The sequence below is a fragment of the Streptomyces sp. NBC_00523 genome (assembly GCF_036346615.1).
Taxonomy (GTDB): Bacteria; Actinomycetota; Actinomycetes; order Streptomycetales; family Streptomycetaceae; genus Streptomyces.
Genome location: NZ_CP107836.1, coordinates 4,073,912 through 4,090,042, shown reverse-complemented (window position 1 = coordinate 4,090,042; position 16,131 = coordinate 4,073,912). Strand labels below are relative to the sequence as shown.

Sequence of the window (16,131 nt, the reverse complement as noted above, 5' to 3'; positions counted from 1 at the left end):
GCGCCCTCAGGGCTGTCCGGAGCGGCTAACGTGGGGCGGATGGGGACGACCACACCACCGCGGACGCTCGCCGAGGCGCTGCGCGCCCGGGACGACGAGTCACTGGCCGGGCTGCTGCGGGCGCGGCCCGATCTCCTCTCCCCCGTGCCGGGCGACATCACGCAGCTCGCCACGCGCGCGGGCACCCGCGCGTCCGTCGTACGCGCCCTGGAACGCCTGGACCGGTTCGCCCTCCAGGCCGCCGAGGCGCTCGCGGTGGCGCCCGACCCGGCACCGTACGACACGCTGCTCGGGCTGCTGACCGGCGACGGGCAGGACGACGGCGAGCAGCGCGACGACGTGGGCACCGCGATCACCGAGGCGCTGCCCGGCGCGCTCGGGACCCTGCGGGAGCAGGCGCTCGTCTGGGGCGACGACGACCGGCTCCGGCTCGTCCGCACGGCGCGGGAGCTGCTGTCGCCGTCGCCGCAGCACCCCTCCCCCACCGGTCTCGGGCCGACCGTCGCCGAGGCCACCGCGGGCATGTCGCCCGGCCGGCTCCAGGAGATCCTGGCCGCCGCCGGGCTGCCCGCCACGCACGACCCGGTGTCCGCGGTGGCGGCCCTGACCGGGCTGTTCACCGACCGCGCCCGGATGGGCGAGCTGCTGGACACCGCGCCCACGGAGGCCCTAGCGGTGCTGGACCGGCTCGTGTGGGGGCCGCCGTACGGGGAGGTCACGCCGAATCCGACGGCGCCCGTGAAGTGGCTGCGCGACCGGGGGCTGCTGCTGCCCGTCTCGACCCGGACCGTCGTGCTGCCGCGCGAGGCGGCGCTGCATCTGCGGGCCGGGCGTGCCCACCGGACGCCGGAACCCCGGCCTCCGGCCGTGACCGCCGTCGCCGAACGCGATCCACAGGCTGTGGACAGCGCGGCGGCCGGCCAGGCGTTCCTGGCGGTGTCGACCGTCGAGGAGCTGCTGAAGCACTGGAACGGCGGCGGCCCGGCCGTCCTGCGCGCGGGCGGGCTGAGCGTGCGGGAGCTGCGGAAGACGGCGACCGCGCTGGACGTCACCGAGCCGGCCGCCGCGTTCTGGGTGGAACTCGCGTACGCGGCCGGGCTGCTGGCCTCCGACGGCGAGGCGGACGAGCGGTACGCGCCGACGCCGGCGTCCGACGAGTGGCTGGAGGCGCCCGCGCAGGAGCGGTGGGTCACCCTCGCGACGGCCTGGCTCACCGCGACCCGGACCTCCGGCCTGGTCGGCGGCCAGGACGCGAAGGGGCGGGCGCTGTCCGCGCTCGGCCCCGACCTGGACCGTTCCGCCGCGCCGGAGGTACGCCACCGGGTCCTCGCCCTGCTCGACACGTTGCCGGCCGGCACCGCGCCCGACCCCGAGTCCGTGCTCGCCCGGCTCCGCTGGGAGCGGCCGCTGCGCGGGGCCGCCGCCGAGGGGACCACGGATCTGCGGTCCCGGATCGCCCTGTGGACGCTGAACGAGTCGGAGCTGCTGGGCATCACGGGGCGCGGCGCGCTCGCCGGCCAGACCCGCGCCCTGCTCACCGAGGGGCCCGCGAAGGCCGCCGGGCTGCTCGCCCCGCTGCTGCCGGAGCCCCTGGACCACGTGCTGCTCCAGGCCGACCTGACGGCCGTCGCGCCCGGTCCGCTGGAACGCCCGCTGGCCGACATGCTCGGCACGCTCGCGGACGTCGAGTCCAAGGGCGGGGCGACGGTGTACCGCTTCACGCCCGGGTCCGTACGCCGGGCCCTGGACGCCGGGCAGACCGCCGCCGACCTGCACGCCTTCCTCGCCACGCACAGCCGTACGCCGGTGCCGCAGCCGCTGAGCTATCTCATCGACGACGTGGCCCGCCGCCACGGGCACCTCCGGATCGGCGCGGCCTCCTCGTACGTGCGCTGCGACGACGAGACCGTGCTCGGCGAGATCCTGGCCGACAAGCGGTCAGCCGCGCTGCGGCTGCGCCGGATCGCGCCGACGGTGCTGGCGGCGCGGGCCGACCCGGCGTCCCTGCTCGACGGGCTGCGCGAGATGGGGTACGCCCCCGCCGCGGAGTCCGCCGACGGCGACGTCCTGATCACCCGCGCCGGGGCCCTCCGCACCCCGCCCCGGTCCGCGCCCGTCCCCGTCCCCGAGGGCCCGCCCGTGCCGGACACCACGCTTCTCGGCGCGGCGGTCCGGGCGATCCGGGCCGGGGACGACGCGGCGACGGTCGTCCACGCCCAGAAGGACACCGCCGCCGCGACGCCGCCGGGCGCGCTGCCCCGCACCACCGCCGCGGAGACCCTGGTCACCGTCCAGGCCGCCGCGATGACCGGCTCCGCGGTGTGGATCGGCTACGTCAACGCGGAGGGCGCCGCGAGCCAGCGCGTGATCGCCCCGGTCCGCGTGGAGGGCGGCTATGTGACGGCGTACGACCACACGGCGGACGAGATCCGCACGTACCCGCTGCACCGCATCACGGGCGTGGCGGAGCTGGCGGAGTAGGCCGGCCGTACCTGTTTGCCTCCGGGCCGGGCGTGGGCACACTTTGGCGTGTCCGCGACTACGGGGGATTCACATGCGACGTACCGACGCTGCCCGGCAACTGGGCGGCTTCGTCCGCGAGCACCGCACGGACGGCGGCAGACGCCTGGTGCAGGCCGGTGTGATGTCGGCCGTCGGCGCGGCCGGACTGGCCTTCGGGATACCGGTCGCGCTCGCGTCCGTCGGCACCACGGACGGGGCCCCGGAGCTGGCCGGACTCCTCCTCGGGGTCGGCCTCGTGGGCCTGGGCCTCGGGATCTGGCGGTTCGTCCAGGGCTTCCGTACGCGTGAGCAGAGCTTCGACGTCCACGAGCGGGGGCTTACGCACCGGGTCGCGGGGGCCGCGACGCTGATCCCGTGGGAGGACATCGCGTCGGTGGGCGCCCACGGCGATGACGGGCGGCCGTTGGCCGAGGCGCGGGGGATGGGCTTCGCCTGCGTGATCCGCCTCCGCGACGGCCGGGCCATCCGGATCGACTCCTTCACGGCCGACGCCCCGGAACTGGCCCTCACGGCGCACGCGGCGGTCCACCAGGGCCGGCTCCCCCGGGGCCGCGGCCGCCGTCCCCCGACCTCGTGAGCGCTGCCCTGCGGACCGCCCGCGCACATCCCAGCCCGTCCGGCGCTTGAGGACGGAACCGGTGCGCCCGGACCGGGGCAATCGCGCGAGGCCCCCCAGTCCGGACCGGGCCAACGACACACCGCCCCCGCATGCGGCACACTGGAGGTTTCCCCCGAGCCGGAAGGGCCAACGCGCGTGAGCGGACCCCTCATCGTCCAGAGCGACAAAACGCTCCTCCTCGAAGTCGACCACGAGCAGGCCGACGCCTGCCGTCGGGCCATCGCGCCGTTCGCCGAGCTGGAGCGGGCGCCCGAGCACATCCACACGTACCGGCTGACCCCGCTCGGGCTGTGGAACGCCCGCGCGGCCGGGCACGACGCCGAGCAGGTCGTGGACGCGCTCGTGACGTACTCCCGGTACCCCGTACCGCACGCGCTGCTCGTCGACATCGCCGAGACGATGGACCGCTACGGCCGCCTCACCCTGTCCAAGCATCCCGTGCACGGGCTCGTCCTGACGACGACGGACCGGCCGGTCCTTGAGGAGATCCTCCGGTCGAAGAAGGTCCAGCCCCTGGTGGGCACCAGAATCGACCCGGACACCGTCGCCGTGCACCCCTCCGAGCGCGGCCAGGTCAAGCAGACGCTGCTCAAGCTCGGCTGGCCCGCCGAGGACCTCGCGGGGTACGTGGACGGCGAGGCGCACCCGATCGAGCTGGACGAGGACGGCTGGGCGCTGCGTCCGTACCAGCAGCAGGCCGTCGACGGCTTCTGGCACGGCGGGTCCGGCGTCGTCGTGCTCCCCTGCGGCGCGGGCAAGACGCTCGTCGGCGCGGGCGCGATGGCGCAGGCCAAGGCGACGACGCTGATCCTGGTCACGAACACCGTCTCCGCCCGCCAGTGGAAGCACGAGTTGGTGAAGCGGACCTCGCTGACCGAGGACGAGATCGGCGAGTACAGCGGGACCCGCAAGGAGATCCGGCCGGTCACGATCGCCACCTACCAGGTGCTGACGACCCGCCGGAAGGGCGTCTACCCGCACCTGGAGCTCTTCGACTCCCGCGACTGGGGCCTCGTGATCTACGACGAGGTGCACCTGCTCCCCGCCCCCGTCTTCAAGTTCACCGCCGACCTCCAGGCCCGCCGCCGCCTCGGCCTGACCGCGACGCTGGTCCGCGAGGACGGCCGCGAGTCGGACGTGTTCTCGCTCATCGGACCCAAGCGGTTCGACGCGCCGTGGAAGGAGATCGAGGCGCAGGGCTACATCGCCCCGGCGGACTGCGTCGAGGTCCGGGTCAACCTCACGGACTCCGAGCGGCTGGCGTACGCGACCGCCGAGGCCGAGGAGAAGTACCGGTTCTGCGCGACCACCGCGACGAAGCGGAAGGTCACCGAGGCGCTGGTGCGCAAGCACAAGGGCGAGCAGACCCTGGTCATCGGGCAGTACATCGACCAGCTGGACGAGCTGGGCGAACATCTGGACGCCCCGGTGATCAAGGGCGAGACGAGCAACGCACAGCGCGAGAAGCTGTTCGAGGCGTTCCGCCAGGGCGAGCTGAACGTGCTCGTGGTGTCGAAGGTGGCGAACTTCTCCATCGACCTGCCGGAGGCGACGGTCGCCATCCAGGTGTCGGGGACCTTCGGTTCGCGCCAGGAGGAGGCGCAGCGCCTGGGCCGGGTGCTCCGCCCGAAGGCCGACGGGCACGAGGCGCGGTTCTACTCGGTCGTCGCGCGCGACACGATCGACCAGGACTTCGCGGCGCACCGCCAGCGGTTCCTGGCCGAGCAGGGCTACGCGTACCGCATCGTCGACGCGGACGAGCTGCTGTCGGAGAGCTGAGGAAGGGGCACGGGTGCGGCGGTCAGCGCCGCCGCACCCCCGCCTCCTCCGCGTACTCGCCGAGGACGACGACGCCGAAGGCGGCCTGCGCGAAGACCTTCACGGCACGCAGGGCGCCGGCGGCGCGGTTGTGGGGGTGACCGGGGGCCTCGGTGGCCCCGGTCCTTCTCGGGTCAAGGGTGACGGTGCTCATGTATCCATGGTGCTCCGGACGGGCGCGCCGGGGCGTCGCCCCACAGACGGAAGCGCGACGCCACCCGCGTACGCCTCCGGTCGCACGGCACCCCCTACGGGAGGACGGCGTCACCTAGGGGACGGACGAGTGCCGACGGACGCGCGCCGACGGACGAGCGACGAGCCTCGGAGCCGTAAAAAAGCATTCGCGCCCATCCCCCACGCCCCGGTACACTCCCCGGTCTGCCCGCCTCCCGCACCGTGGTACCGGCGGCCCCCGAGGGGCCCTTCCGGCAGCCGGGGGAGCGCCGCCGACCGGACGGAAACCGGCCGACAACCGTACGCACGATCGATCCCCGAGCGGACCGCACACCCCCCAAGGGTGAGACGCGGTCCGTCGTCCTGCGTTGAATGCCGGAGGCAACACCGTGCCCGCGCACGAATTCGAGAGCGACACCACCACCGACCCCCTCGCCCATGAGCGCGCCCATCTCGCGGCATCCCGCGCCGCGCTGCGCGCCATGCGGGAGGACGCCCAGGCCCTGGACATCCGCGACGTCACCGCGAACTGGGTGAACGCGGCGGTGCTCCAGGCCCAGATCGACGAGCGCATCAAGTCGCTCGCGGACCTGGCCCACACCCCGCTGTTCTTCGGGCGCCTGGACTACCTGCACGTCGTCGGGGCGGAGGAGGCGGAAGGCGCCGAGGGCGAGGAGTTCTACATCGGGCGCCGCCATGTGCACGACGCGCAGGGCGACCCGATGGTGATCGACTGGCGCGCCCCGGTCTCCCAGCCGTTCTACCGGGCCTCCCGCAAGGACCCGCTGGACGTCGGCCGCAGGCGCCGCTTCGGCTACACGGGCGGCGACCTCACCGCGTACGAGGACGAGCACCTGACCGACCCCGCCGAGGCGGAGCAGACGAGCAAGCTGCTCCAGGCGGAGATCGAGCGCCCCCGCGTCGGCCCCATGCGGGACATCGTCGCGACGATCCAGCCCGAGCAGGACGAGATCGTCCGCAGCGAGCTGGGCGGCACGGTCTGCGTGCAGGGCGGCCCCGGCACCGGGAAGACCGCCGTCGGCCTGCACCGGGTCGCGTATCTGCTGTACGCGCACCGCGAGCGCCTGGCCCGCACCGGCACCCTGGTCGTCGGCCCGAACCAGTCCTTCCTGCACTACATCGAGCAGGTGCTCCCGGCCCTCGGCGAGCTGGAGGTCAAGCAGGCGACCGTCGAGGACCTGGTCACCGGGCAGATCGAGGTCCGGGGCACGGACGAGGCCCCGGCCGCCGTCGTGAAGGGCGACGCCCGCATGGCGGAAGTGCTGCGGCGCGCGCTGCGCTCGCACGTCACGCTGCCGACCGAGCCGGTCATGGTGGTGCGCGGCTCGCGGCGCTGGCGCGTGCCGGCGTACGAGATCGAGGAGATGGTCCAGGAGCTGCTGGCCCGGGACATGCGCTACGGCGCCGCCCACGAGGCGCTGCCCCAGCGCATCGCGCACGCCGTCCTGGTGCGCATGGAGCAGTCGGGCGAGGCGCCCGACGACCGGGTGCAGAATTCGGTGGCCCGCAACCCCGCCGTGAAGGCGGCCGTGAAGGCGATCTGGCCCGCCGTGGACCCGGCGAAGCTGGTCCTGCGGCTGCTGTCCGACGCGGATTTCCTGGCGGTGCACGCGGAGGGGCTGCTCTCCGAGGACGAGCGGAAGGCGATCCTCTGGACCAAGCCGGCGCGCAGCGTGAAGACCGCCAAGTGGTCCGCTGCGGACGCGGTGCTGATCGACGAGGCGGGCGACCTGGTGTCGCGTACGCACTCGCTCGGCCATGTCGTGATCGATGAGGCGCAGGACCTCTCCCCCATGCAGTACCGCGCGGTCGGCCGCCGCTGCTCGACCGGTTCGGCGACCGTCCTCGGCGACCTGGCGCAGGGCACCACGCCCTGGTCGACGCAGAGCTGGGAGCAGGCGCTGCACCATCTGGGCAAGGCGGACGCGCTGGTGGAGGAGCTGACGGCCGGATTCCGCGTGCCGCGCGATGTCATCGCGTACGCCTCCCGGCTGCTCCCGGTGATCTCGCCGGGGCTGACGCCCGTGGAATCGGTGCGTGAGTCGCCGGGGTCGCTGTCGGTACGGGAGGTGGCCTCCGATGCGCTGGACGCGGCGGTCGTCGCGGCCTGCGAGGAGTCCCTGACGCACGAGGGGTCCATCGGCCTGATCGCCGCCGACGCCCGCATTCCCGCCCTCGCCGACGCGCTGACCGCGGCCGGGCACACGTACCTCTCCCCCGGCCAGGAGACGACCGCCGAGTCCCGGCTCACCCTGGTCCCGGCCTCGCTGGCGAAGGGCCTGGAGTACGACTACGTGGTGCTGGACGAACCGGCCGCCGTGATCGACGGCGAACCGGACGAACGCACGGGCCTGCGCCGCCTGTACGTGGCGCTGACCCGTGCGGTCTCCGGCCTGACGGTGCTTCACGCGACGCCGCTGCCGGAGGAGTTGGCGTAGCGAAGTGAACGGGGGCGGGGGGACCCTCGTCACCCCCGCCCCCGCCCGGTCATCAACCCGCCGTGCAGGCACGCCCGTTCAGCTTCACGGTGCCCGGGTCGGCCGCCGGGCCCGTGCGGCTGCTGTTGAACCCGAAGTCGATCGAGGCTCCGGGTGCCAGCGTCCGGTTCCAGGACAGCGGCGCGGCCGTCACCGTCCGTCCGTACTGGCCGAGTTCGGCGCTCCAGGTGTGGCTGAGCTTCTGGTCGCCGGGCAGCAGCCAGGTCAGGGACCACGGCGTGACGGCCTTGCTGCCGGTGTTCTTCACCGTGACCGTGGTGGTCGAGCCGGTGTTCCACGGGTGCGAGGAGTACGTGACCTGGCAGGCCCGCTCCGGACCGGTGGCGTCGCCCGCGTCGTCCAGGTAGGAGGCGATGTAGGCCAGCGGGGCGTTCCAGTTCACCGCGACCTCGTTGGTGGCGTACGAGCCGTTGTCGTCCAGGTAGCACATCGCGGCCGCGCACCCCTTGAGCTTCGCGGCGGCCTCCGGGTCGCCCGAGGTCGGCGCGGTCAGGTTGGGCCCGCCCGCGAGGGACCCGGCGGGCGGGTGCGGCAGGGACGGGTCGGACTCGTGTGCCCAGAACCGGTGGTGCTGGTTCTGCGAGTACCGCTCGCCGTAGCCGGTGACGTACGACTGGTTCAGCGGGTTGCGCCCGAAGAGGTAGTCCGCGCCGCGCAGCACCGCGTCCCGGTAGCCGGTGTCACCGGTGAGGTCGGCGGCGGTCGCCAGCACGATCATGTTGTTCAGGACCTGACTGTTCGAACCCCAGGCGTAGTTCAGGTCCTTGGGCGCGTACGGCACGCCGTACAGCTGGTCCTCGGTCTGCGCCTTGTACTGGTCGGCGGCGGTCGTCACGACGTTGCGTACGTCCGCGAGCTGGGCGGCCGTCAGGTCGTTCGGGACCGTGGCCAGGGTCAGCACGCCGAGCCCGGCGGTGCCGCCCCACCACATCCCGCCGTCGGCGGGGAAGGCCGCGTCCACGTCACCGTGCAGCGGCGAGTCCAGCAGCGCCTGGCGGTACGTGTCCTTGCCGGTCGTGGTGAACAGCTCGGCGGCGGCCCAGTAGAACTCGTCGCTCACGTCGTTGTCCTCGTACGTCCCGCCCCCGACGCCGTCGGCCGGGCTGGCGTACACCGCCGGATGTGCCTTCGCGGCGGTCCACGCGGCCTCGGCGGCGGTACGGCACTGAGCGGCGAACTCCGCGTCGAACGGGGCGTACAGCCGGGCGCATTGGGCGGCCGTCGCGGCGAGATTCAGGGTCGCGGCGGTCGTCGGCGGGTGCAGTTCGCGCTGCTCCGGGTCGAGTTCGGGCCGCATCGGGATGCCGGTCCAGTTGGCGTCGTGCACCTTGTGGTGGGCCATGCCCGCGAGCGGCTGCCCGGCCGGGACCTGCATGCGCATCAGGAACTCCAGCTCCCAGCGCGCCTCGTCGAGGATGTCCGGCACGTCGTTGCCGTGCTCGGGCACCCGCAGCGCGCCGTCGCCCAGCTCGGCCGCCTCCGCGCCGTCGGCGGTCAGCGTGCGCTCGTAGGTGTCCATCAGCTCGGCGACCGCGATGCCGCCGTTCACGACGTACTTGCCGTGGTCCCCGGCGTCGTACCAGCCGCCGCGCACGTCGAGCCGGTAGTCGCAGACGCCCGCCTGGCAGGGCACGTCCGTGTCGCCCTTGTTCGGCGCCACCCCGAGGTGGCCGGCCGGGCGCGCGTACTCCTCGCCGACGAGGTCCGCGTCGATCGCGATGCCGCTGCGGTTCTGGTAGAAGTACGCCAGCGAGTCGGACCGGAGGCCGTCGTACAGGTCCGCCCGGATCGAGAAGGGCTCGCTGACCTGCCCGTCCGCCTCGATCGTGAAGCCGTCGCCGGTGGCGGTGGCGTCGCTGAAGTCGAAGGTCTGCACGTTCTGCCGCGAGGTCGGGTCCTCGCCGCCGGGCTTGGTCGTCCCGCTCGCGACGGTCGCCCCGTCGGCCGCCTTCAGCGCCCACGGCAGCGGGTCGGTCGCGTCGGTGACCAGGGTGCCGGTCTTCGGGCCCTTGGGGAGGTAGCCGACCTGGTTGACCCGCACGGGGGACCCGGTGTCCGGCTCGTACACGGGCGGCTCGGCGCCCCCGCGCAGCGACACGTCGTCCACGCAGAAGGTCGCCGCGTTCGCGCCCCCGCCGACCTGGAAGGCGACCTGCGCGGCGTCCTGGTCGGCGGACGCCGTGAAGACGTGCGTGTGGACGGCCGCCTCGGCCCCGATCTGATCCGTCGCGGACAGGTCGGCGGTGTACGGGTCCGTCGCCATCTGCACGTTGGTGTGAATGGACAGCGGTACGGTCGAACTCGCCGTGTACGTCAGGGTGTACGCCTCCCCCGCGACGAGCGGGATGTCGTTCTGCCCGACGATCGCGTCCCATGGGTTGGCGGTCCCGCCCGGCACGTCGGCACACAGCCGCCCGTCCACCACGGCGACCGGCGCATTGGCCGTCGACCACCAGGGCGCGACCCCCGCGGAGAAGTCACCATTGGTGATCTGCTCCGGAGCGGGGTCGCCGTCGGCGGCGACGGCACCGGGCGCGGTCAGAATGCCGCCGCAGAGCGCGGCAGCCGCCAGCACACCAATCGCGCGGCGCCTGCGCCGAACGAAGGACGGGGGCGAGGAGACGTTCACCTGGAGCCTTTCGTCGTGGGGCCGGAAGAGCGAGATGGGAGCGCTCCCACAACAGATGGGCATGCCGGGGAGGCGCGCCATGGGAGCGATCCCATCACCGCGAGGCCATTGTGGGGCGGGGGGCGGCGGTTGCGCCAGGGTCATGACAGAACGACGTTCCGGCCCGCGACTTGGTCGCCCCGGTCCGGGGCAAGGGTTCCGTCCTCAATCGCCGGACGGGCTGGGTTTCCCGGCGCCACCACCGAAATCAGCCCCTCCGGCGTTTGAGGAGCGGGGGTCCGGGGGCAGCGCCCCCGCGGGAACGGCGCGCAACGGGCGCACCCGGCGGCACCGCACCGCCCCCACGCCCCGCGCCTAGCGGTCGAGCACCGCCCGCCACTCCCGTACCGCATCCGCGTCCACCGGCCCGGCCCAGCCACCGGGCCGCGCCGCGCCACCGATGTGCACGGCGTCGATACCCGCGTCCAGGAGCGCCGGAAGGTGCTCCAGCCGCAACCCGCCCCCCACAAGAATCCGCGGCTCGTACCCGGGTTCGCCCCGCCGTCCCGCCTCGGCCACCAGCGTCGGTATCCCGGCGTCCACGCCCGCCGCCGCCCCGGCCGTCAGATACGTGTCGAGCCCCGGCAGATCCGCGAGCGCCTTGCGCAGCGCGTCCCGGTCGGCCGCCCGGTCGATCGCCCGGTGGAACGTCCACCGGCAGCCGTCCAGCGCGGCGACGAGCCGTTCGACCGCGACGAGGTCGGGGTTCCCGTCCGCGTCCAGGAAGCCGAGCACGAACTCGTCCGCCCCCTCCGCCCGCAGCTCCCGCGCCTTGCGTACGAGTATCTCGACGTCACCGGCCGCGAAGCCGTCGGCGACCCGGAGCATCACCCGAAGCGGAATGTCCACCGCGGCGCGGATCGCCGCGAAGGTCGCACAGGACGGGGTGAGGCCGTCCGCCGCCATGTCGGTGACCAGCTCAAGCCGGTCCGCACCACCCGCCTGGGCAGCGACCGCGTCCTCCGCGTCGAGAGCGATCACCTCCAGGACTGCACGGTTGCTCATGGGATCCCAATCCTCCAGGAAGCAGCTACAGGTCTAGTCCAATGGCCCAGCCTACGGGGCGGTAGGCCGACGGCGCAGCCCTGACCGCGAACGTGAAGATACGCGAGGCCAAACGGCCGACAAGCGACCGACCGGCGGAGCCCGTTCATCCGCAAAGGATCACCCTTGCCTCGACATAGGGGGTGGGGGTATACATGGAAGGAGAAGAGATACCCCCCAGGGGTACCTACGCCAGGGTATCCGGGGACCACCACGAGGAGGGCCGCCCCGTGTCAGCGCCCACGCACACCGCGCACCCAGCGCACGCCGCACAGGCCGAGGTAGAGCTGGCCATCGGCGGCATGACCTGCGCCTCCTGCGCGGCCCGTATCGAGAAGAAGCTCAACCGGATGGACGGCGTCACGGCCACCGTGAACTACGCCACGGAGAAGGCCCACGTCACCTACGACGGCGCCGCCGCCTCCGTACAGGACCTCGTCGCCACGGTCGAGAAGACCGGCTACACCGCGCACGAACCCGCGCCTCCGGCACGTACGACGGAAGAGGCGGCCGTACCCGCCCCGCAGGCGCCCGACACCCTGCGGCAGCGGCTGATCACGGCCGTGCTCCTCGCGGTGCCGGTGGTCGCGATGTCGATGATCCCGGCGCTCCAGTTCGACAACTGGCAGTGGCTCGCGCTCACCCTCACCGCCCCCGTCGTCACGTACGCGGGCTGGCCGTTCCACCGGGCCGCGTGGACGAACGCGCGGCACGGCGCGGCGACGATGGACACGCTCATCTCGCTCGGTACGTCGGCCGCGTTCCTGTGGTCGCTGTGGGCGCTGTTCTTCGGCACGGCCGGGATGACCGGCATGACGCACCCGTTCGAGCTGACCATCGGCCGCACCGACGGCGCGGGGAACATCTATCTGGAGGCGGCGGCCGGCGTCACCGCGTTCATCCTCGCCGGGCGCTACTTCGAGGCCCGGTCGAAGCGGAAGGCGGGCGCCGCGCTGAAGGCGCTCCTCGAACTGGGCGCCAAGGAGGTCGCCGTCCTGCGCGACGGCCGCGAGGTGACCGTGGACACGGCGGACCTCCACGTCGGCGACCGCTTCCTCGTGCGCCCCGGCGAGAAGATCGCCACGGACGGCACGGTGGTCGAGGGCTCCTCGGCGGTCGACGCGTCCATGCTCACCGGCGAGTCCGTCCCGGTCGAGGTCGCCGTCGGCGACACGGTGACCGGCGCGACCCTCAACGCGGGCGGTCGCCTCGTGGTCGAGGCGACCCGGGTCGGCGCGGACACGCAGCTCGCCCGGATGGCGAAGCTGGTCGAGGACGCGCAGAACGGCAAGGCGGGCGCGCAGCGCCTCGCGGACCGGATCTCGGCGGTGTTCGTCCCCGTGGTCATCGCGCTCGCGCTCGGCACGTTGGGCTTCTGGCTGGCGGACGGCGCGGGGATCACGGCCGCGTTCACAGCGGCGGTGGCGGTCCTGATCATCGCCTGCCCGTGCGCGCTCGGCCTCGCCACGCCGACCGCGCTCATGGTCGGTACGGGGCGCGGCGCCCAGCTCGGCATCCTGATCAAGGGCCCCGAGGTCCTGGAGTCCACCCGCCGGGTCGACACGATCGTCCTGGACAAGACGGGCACGGTGACGACGGGCCGGATGACCCTCCAGACCGTGCACACGGCCCCCGGAACCACGGAATCCGAAGCCCTGCGCCTCGCCGGAGCCCTGGAACACGCCTCCGAACACCCCATCGCCCAGGCGGTGGCGACCGGAGCCGCGGAACGCACGGGCGCGGCTCTTCCCACTCCGGAGGACTTCGCGAACGTCCCCGGTCTGGGGGTGCAGGGCGTGGTCGACGGCCACGCGGTCCTCGTCGGCCGCGAACAGCTCCTCGCGGAGTGGGAGATACGCCTCCCGGCCGGCCTGGCCGCCCGCAAGGCCGAGGCGGAGGCCGCCGGACGGACGGCCATCGCGGTCGCCTGGGACGGCGAGGCGCGCGCGGTGCTCGAAGTGGCCGACGCGGTGAAGGACACCAGCGCGGAGGCGATCGGCCGCCTGCGCCGCCTGGGCCTGACCCCCATCCTGCTGACCGGCGACAACCGGGCGGTGGCGGAGTCGGTCGCGGCCGAGGTCGGGATCGACGAGGTGTACGCGGAGGTCATGCCTCAGGACAAGGTGGACGTCGTCAAGCGCCTCCAGGCGGAGGGCCGCTCGGTGGCGATGGTCGGCGACGGCGTGAACGACGCCGCCGCGCTGGCCCAGGCCGACCTCGGCCTGGCGATGGGCACGGGCACCGACGCGGCGATCGAGGCGGGCGACCTGACCCTGGTCCGCGGCGACCTCCGCGCGGCCCCGGACGCGATCCGCCTGGCCCGCCGGACCCTGAGCACGATCCGGACGAACCTCTTCTGGGCCTTCGCGTACAACGTGGCAGCGCTCCCGCTGGCCGCGGCGGGCCTGCTGAACCCGATGATCGCGGGCGCGGCGATGGCCTTCTCGTCGGTCTTCGTGGTCGGCAACTCGTTGCGCCTGCGCGGGTTCAAACCCAGCCCGTCCGACACACCCAGCCCGTCCGGCGTCTGAGGACGGAACCGCTCACGGGGTGGCCCCAAGCCCACGGGGTCGCCCCGGAAAGCCGCCTAGTTGCTCTGACCGGTAAGGGTCGCCGGGTTGGTGGTCGCGACGGTTGGATGTGCGGCGACGTCCGATCCGATCGCTGGAGGCGCGGTGGCCGAGCCTGTCCGTGTGCGCAGACTGACCGACCAGGAGGGGCAGAAGCTGCAGCAGATCGTGCGCCGGGGCAGCACGAGTTCGGTGCGCTACCGGCGCGCGATGATGCTGCTGGCCTCGGCCGGCGGGAACCGGGTGCCGGTGATCGCCCAGCTGGAACTCGTCGCCTACCTGCGGAAAGTGCACGGCCGCGTCATCCGCATCGGCCGTGAAGCCCTACGGTGCCTGCTCCGGCGCCGCGGCACCACCTTCCAACGCACCAAGACCTGGAAGGAGTCACCCGACCCTGATCGCGACGCCAAGCTGGACCGGATCGAGCAGGTGCTGGAACGCTTCCCGGACCGGGTCTTCGCCTTCGACGAGTTCGGGCCCCGGGGGATCCGGCCCACCGCAGGCTCCTGCTGGGCGAAGCAGGGCAAGCCCAACCGGCTGCCGGCAACCTACCGCCGCACCCACGGCGTCACCTACTTCCACGGCTGCTACTCCGTGGGCGACGACCGCCTGTGGGGCGTCAACCGCTGCCGCAAGGGCACCGCCAACACCCTGGCCGCGCTCAAGTCGATCCGCGCCGCCCGGCCCGACGGCGCCCCGATCTCCATCATCCTGGACAACCTCTCCGCCCACACCGGCGCGGACATCCGCCGCTGGGCGAAGAAGAACAAGGTCGAGCTGTGCTACACCCCGACCTACGCTTCCTGGGCCGACCCGATCGAGGCCCACTTCGGCCCGCTGCGGCAGTTCACCCTGGCCAACTCCCACCACCGCAGCCACCCCGCGCAAACCCAGGTACTGCACCGCTACCTGCGCTGGCGCAACACCAACGCCCGCCACCCTGACGTACTCGCCGCCCAACGCAAGGAACGCGCCCACATCCGCAGCGAAAAGGGCATCCGCTGGGGCGGACGCCCCCTCAACACCGCAGCCTGACCAGCCGTGAACAGCAGCTCCCGAACGCCGGCGGGGCAAGTTGCAGGAGAAGGACAGCGACAGAAGGATGACTCAGGAGACGGACGGCTCGATCTCCCCCGCGAAGACGATGACCTGGTCGATGAGGCTCCGTCGCAGATGGACGACATCCGTTCCCGCCAGGCGGGGGCCTCCATCAGGCGTGGTGAAGACCCACTGGTACCGGGCCCATTCGTCAGGCATGTCCACCGCTGAGCAGCGCACCATCGTGCCGGTCCCCGCCGGGTGGCGCCGGATGTCCAGCACGAACCGCTCGACCGCCGCGATTCCTTCGCTGCGACCCAACGGGCCCCAGAAGACCACGTCCGAGGTCAGGGCCTGGGAGAGCAGGGCAGTCACATAGCTGTCGTCCGAGGCGTTGAACGCGGAGATGAACGTGTCGATCGCGGAGCGTGCGGTCTCTTCCTGCATGCCCCAGTAATACCAGCCGTTTCGCGTGCGCTCGCCCCACGAGCCGCCTTCCGATCACGGTGAACCATCCCGGTCACAGCACCCGGCCCCCATCCGCGCCTCCAGGCGCCCCCGCACGGCCGCCCACTCCTCCCTCGTAATCGAAAAGATCGCCGAATCCCGCAACCGCCCCTCCTCCCCCGGCACCCACGAAGGCGACCAGTTCCGCAGCACGCCCTCGAACGTGGCGCCCACCGACTGGATCGCGGCGCGCGAGCGCTGGTTGCGCGCATCGGTCTTGAGGTCGACGCGCGAAACACCCCACTCCTCGAACGCGTGCCGGAAGAGCAGGTACTTGGACTCGGTGTTCACCCCGGTGCCCTGCGCGGACGCGGCGAGCCAGGTGAAGCCGACCTCGATGGCGGTGAGACTGTCGTCGCCCATCCAGTACCGCGGCTCCCAGAAGGCCGTGGCCCCGATGACCCGCCCGGACCCCCGGTCCACCTGGACGTAGGGCGCGAGCTTCCCGTCGGCGGCGCGCCCCAACTGCGCGTCGATGTACCCCTCGACCTCCCCGGGCCCGGGCACCCAGGTGTAGCCGTACGAACTCCGGTCCTCCTGCCCCGCGAGCAACAGCCCCTCCGCGTGCCGGTGTTCGAGCGGTTCGAGCCGCACCCGAGAACCTTCCAGAACCGGCCCCACCAGCACGAAAGTCATCGCTCACCCCATCCA

The 16,131-nt window shown here is 73.0% G+C and carries 11 protein-coding genes; 6 read left to right on the top strand and 5 right to left on the bottom strand.

What is annotated here, in order from left to right; translation table 11 throughout:
• Nucleotides 1-39: 39 nt before the first annotated feature.
• The 3 genes from OHS17_RS18530 (at nt 40) to OHS17_RS18520 (ending at nt 4,921) form a co-directional block, all read left to right on the top strand.
• On the top strand, nt 40-2,481 hold the full coding sequence (locus tag OHS17_RS18530) for a helicase C-terminal domain-containing protein (protein WP_330313068.1): 2,442 nt from the start codon (nt 40-42) through the stop codon (nt 2,479-2,481).
• 73 nt (nt 2,482-2,554) lie between these two features.
• Nucleotides 2,555-3,100 carry a hypothetical protein gene (locus tag OHS17_RS18525; RefSeq protein WP_330313067.1) on the top strand — a complete coding sequence of 182 codons (546 nt, stop codon included), beginning with the start codon at nt 2,555-2,557 and terminating at the stop codon, nt 3,098-3,100.
• 177 nt (nt 3,101-3,277) lie between these two features.
• Nucleotides 3,278-4,921, top strand: coding sequence for a DNA repair helicase XPB (locus OHS17_RS18520; protein ID WP_330313066.1), 1,644 nt, complete (start codon nt 3,278-3,280; stop codon nt 4,919-4,921).
• Nucleotides 4,922-4,943: 22 nt separating this feature from the next.
• Here the strand turns inward: OHS17_RS18520 and OHS17_RS18515 are convergent, their stop codons facing one another.
• The gene (locus OHS17_RS18515; RefSeq protein ID WP_203598674.1) at nt 4,944-5,114 is read right to left on the bottom strand and encodes a hypothetical protein; all 171 of its coding nucleotides are present in this window, start codon (nt 5,112-5,114) and stop codon (nt 4,944-4,946) included.
• A gap of 409 nt (nt 5,115-5,523) precedes the next feature.
• On the opposite strand from OHS17_RS18515, the gene OHS17_RS18510 reads away from it, so the two are divergent.
• Nucleotides 5,524-7,593 carry a HelD family protein gene (locus OHS17_RS18510; RefSeq protein ID WP_330313065.1) on the top strand — a complete coding sequence of 690 codons (2,070 nt, stop codon included), beginning with the start codon at nt 5,524-5,526 and terminating at the stop codon, nt 7,591-7,593.
• Nucleotides 7,594-7,645: 52 nt separating this feature from the next.
• On the opposite strand, the gene OHS17_RS18505 is transcribed toward OHS17_RS18510, so the two are convergent.
• Both OHS17_RS18505 and OHS17_RS18500 read right to left on the bottom strand, forming a co-directional pair.
• Entirely contained in the window at nt 7,646-10,282 is a 2,637-nt protein-coding gene (locus OHS17_RS18505; RefSeq protein ID WP_330315290.1) for a glycoside hydrolase family 9 protein, read from the bottom strand.
• A gap of 354 nt (nt 10,283-10,636) precedes the next feature.
• Nucleotides 10,637-11,326, bottom strand: coding sequence for a copper homeostasis protein CutC (locus OHS17_RS18500; RefSeq protein WP_330313064.1), 690 nt, complete (start codon nt 11,324-11,326; stop codon nt 10,637-10,639).
• Between the two features lie 269 nt (nt 11,327-11,595).
• Here OHS17_RS18500 and OHS17_RS18495 point away from each other — a divergent pair, with 269 nt between their 5' ends.
• Together OHS17_RS18495 and OHS17_RS18490 are read left to right on the top strand one after the other, a co-directional pair.
• On the top strand, nt 11,596-13,896 hold the full coding sequence (locus tag OHS17_RS18495; RefSeq protein WP_330313063.1) for a heavy metal translocating P-type ATPase: 2,301 nt from the start codon (nt 11,596-11,598) through the stop codon (nt 13,894-13,896).
• 144 nt (nt 13,897-14,040) lie between these two features.
• Nucleotides 14,041-14,970: an IS630 family transposase gene (locus OHS17_RS18490; RefSeq protein ID WP_330313062.1), complete on the top strand. Its 930-nt coding sequence runs from the start codon at nt 14,041-14,043 to the stop codon at nt 14,968-14,970.
• Between the two features lie 72 nt (nt 14,971-15,042).
• On the opposite strand, the gene OHS17_RS18485 is transcribed toward OHS17_RS18490, so the two are convergent.
• Both OHS17_RS18485 and OHS17_RS18480 read right to left on the bottom strand, forming a co-directional pair.
• Nucleotides 15,043-15,420: a nuclear transport factor 2 family protein gene (locus OHS17_RS18485; protein ID WP_330313061.1), complete on the bottom strand. Its 378-nt coding sequence runs from the start codon at nt 15,418-15,420 to the stop codon at nt 15,043-15,045.
• Between the two features lie 54 nt (nt 15,421-15,474).
• The gene (locus OHS17_RS18480) at nt 15,475-16,116 is read right to left on the bottom strand and encodes a GNAT family N-acetyltransferase (protein ID WP_330313060.1); all 642 of its coding nucleotides are present in this window, start codon (nt 16,114-16,116) and stop codon (nt 15,475-15,477) included.
• Nucleotides 16,117-16,131 lie beyond the last annotated feature (15 nt).

What these genes read in the sequence shown, in the direction of transcription:
- OHS17_RS18485 (WP_330313061.1), bottom strand. Translation starts at nt 15,420, where the DNA reads ATGCAGGAAGAGACCGCACGCTCCGCGATCGACACGTTCATCTCCGCG.
- OHS17_RS18530 (WP_330313068.1), top strand. Translation starts at nt 40, where the DNA reads ATGGGGACGACCACACCACCGCGGACGCTCGCCGAGGCGCTGCGCGCC.
- OHS17_RS18500 (WP_330313064.1), bottom strand. Translation starts at nt 11,326, where the DNA reads ATGAGCAACCGTGCAGTCCTGGAGGTGATCGCTCTCGACGCGGAGGAC.
- OHS17_RS18525 (WP_330313067.1), top strand. Translation starts at nt 2,555, where the DNA reads ATGCGACGTACCGACGCTGCCCGGCAACTGGGCGGCTTCGTCCGCGAG.
- OHS17_RS18515 (WP_203598674.1), bottom strand. Translation starts at nt 5,114, where the DNA reads ATGAGCACCGTCACCCTTGACCCGAGAAGGACCGGGGCCACCGAGGCC.
- OHS17_RS18480 (WP_330313060.1), bottom strand. Translation starts at nt 16,116, where the DNA reads ATGACTTTCGTGCTGGTGGGGCCGGTTCTGGAAGGTTCTCGGGTGCGG.